The organism is Fulvivirga aurantia, from assembly GCF_009711475.1.
In the GTDB taxonomy this organism is placed as follows: Bacteria; Bacteroidota; Bacteroidia; order Cytophagales; family Cyclobacteriaceae; genus Fulvivirga; species Fulvivirga aurantia.
Window position 1 is genome coordinate 1 of sequence record NZ_SMMD01000402.1, and the last position, 2,386, is coordinate 2,386.

Here is a 2,386-nt window from a genome sequence, read left to right on the forward strand (position 1 = left end):
TTTTTTCATCTTATGGATATACTTTCTCAACTGATTCGGTCGGTATAGAAGAGGTAAACGGGAAAAAATTCATACTACACAAAGTAGAAATGAATGAAACCTTGTATTCAGTTTCAAGAAAGTATAATGTGCCTATAAATAAAATTATAGCAAGTAATCCACCTACAGAGTACGGACTTGATATTGGGCAAATTATAAAAATTCCGCTAAAGCAAAAGAAAGAGAAGGTAAAGCAAATGCCTGTTTCAGTGGAAACTAGTGAGAGTACACCAGAAAACAATGCCAACCAGACCATAAAGCATCAGGTAGCGCCAAAACAGACTTTGTATTCTATATCTAAACAATATGGAGTGAATGTGCAGGACTTGAAGCAATGGAACAATCTACAGTCCAACTCAATTGATATAGGACAGGTTTTGATCATTAAAAAGAGTAATAGCCAAACTGAAGAAAAAAGTGAGGCACCTGTTTATCAAAACAATGCAGCTCATAAAACACACATTGTAAAGCAATCAGAAACGCTCTATTCCTTATCACGACAGTATGGAGCATCGATAGAAGATTTGCTGAAATGGAATGACCTATCATCTCCGGATATTGGTATCGGTCAGGAGTTAATAGTTGGGGTGAAAGATAATCCAGCTCAAATAGCGGATGGAGGAGATTTAAAGAAATCTGAAAAACAGGATAGTACAAAGCTAGTTTCAAGCACACCTCAAATTAGTGACTCAATATCGACTACACCCGAACCAAAAAAAGAGCGAATGGAACCTGTTACTAAAACGGGTGATTTTGAAGAAATTATTGAGTCTGGTGTGGCAACACTCATTGACGGTTCTGATGGTAATAGAAAATATCTGGCTTTGCACAGAACGGCAAAAGTGGGTACTATTTTGAGGGTTCGTAATGAAATGAATGACCAGGAAGTATTTGTGCGTGTATTAGGTAAGTTGCCAGACACCGGTGTAAATAAAAACGTGGTAATAAGAATTTCTAAGTCGGCTTATGAGAGGTTAGGAGCAATCGATCCTCAATTCAGAGTTACCGTATCTTACATACCGTAATGGATAGAAAGCTTCGGGACTTTTTAGACCTCAAGTACAAGCAGTACAACAATCCTGACTTTATAAGACCGGATCCAGTATCGATACCTCACACCTATAGCAAGCGAGAGGACATAGAGATTACAGGGTTTTGGGCTGCGGTATTAGCCTGGGGCCAACGAAAGACAATTATTAATAAATGTAAAGAGCTTTTTTCGTTGATGGACCATGCTCCTCATGATTTCATTATAAATCATTCTGACAATGAGCTTAAAAGATTATTGAATTTTAAGCATCGAACCTTTAATTCTACTGATACACTTTATTTTATCGAGTTCTTTAAGTGGTATTATACCACCTATGAAAGCTTGGAAGACGCTTTTTTCATGAGCATGTCTGCTGACGATGAGACTATAGAAAACGGTCTTATCGGTTTTCATAATTTGTTTTTTAGCCTTCCTGATTATCCTGACCGAACCAGAAAGCATATTGCCACTCCTGCGAGAAACTCTGCATGTAAGCGAATCAATATGTTTTTACGCTGGATGGTAAGAAGCGACAATAATGGTGTTGACTTCGGCATTTGGAATAAAATAAAGCCAAGTCAGTTAGTTTGCCCATGTGATTTACATGTAGATCGGGTCGCGAGAAAATTAGGCCTAATTACACGCAAGCAAACCGACTGGAAGACAGCAATAGAGCTTACAGCAAACTTGCGTAAGCTCGACCCTGAAGATCCCGTCAAGTATGACTTTGCCTTGTTTGGATTAGGTGTAGAAGAGAAGTTTTAAACCTCTCTTACCACTCAGCGGGATTCTCCCTCCAGCTTTCTAAAGTTTTAAGCTGGTCTTCTGTGATAGTACCTCTTTTAAGCGCTTCCTCTAAAAGAAAATTATAATTGCTAAGGCATGTTAGCGGAATACCAGCTTTTTTAAAGTTTTCTTCAGCTTCATCGAAGCCGTAAGTAAAAATTGCGGCCATCCCGATTACCTCAAAGCCAGCCTCTTTAAGTGCTTCTGCCGCTTTTAGAGAACTGCCTCCGGTAGATACCAAGTCTTCTATTAAAACAACCTTTTGTCCGGGCGTTACTTTCCCCTCAATCATGTTTGTCATACCATGACCTTTAGGTTTGCTTCGCACATACACAAAAGGAAGGTAAAGTTCTTCAGCTACCAAAGCACCTTGAGGTATACCAGCCGTAGCAACACCAGCGATAGCCTGTACGCCCTCGTAGTTTTCTTTAATGGTTGTAACTAATGTCTGCTTAATATGTTTCCTAATTGCAGGAAAGGAAAGAGACAAGCGATTGTCGCAGTAGATGGGCGAGTTCCAGCCAGAACTCC

Annotated in this window: 3 protein-coding genes; 2 read left to right on the top strand and 1 reads right to left on the bottom strand. The window is 39.4% G+C overall.

All coding sequences use genetic code 11. The features are described from left to right. Window positions 1–1,064 (top strand): LysM peptidoglycan-binding domain-containing protein (locus tag E1176_RS02260; RefSeq protein ID WP_155208953.1); only part of this gene is annotated, 1,064 nt, incomplete at its 5' end. Continuing rightward, window positions 1,064–1,834 (top strand): TIGR02757 family protein, encoded by a 771-nt coding sequence (locus tag E1176_RS02265; RefSeq protein WP_155208954.1) that lies wholly within the window; start codon window positions 1,064–1,066, stop codon window positions 1,832–1,834. The genes E1176_RS02260 and E1176_RS02265, both read left to right, overlap by 1 nt. Window positions 1,835–1,841: 7 nt before the next feature. Here E1176_RS02265 and pyrE read toward each other — a convergent pair. Continuing rightward, window positions 1,842–2,386 (bottom strand): orotate phosphoribosyltransferase (pyrE, locus tag E1176_RS02270; protein WP_155208955.1); only part of this gene is annotated, 545 nt, incomplete at its 5' end.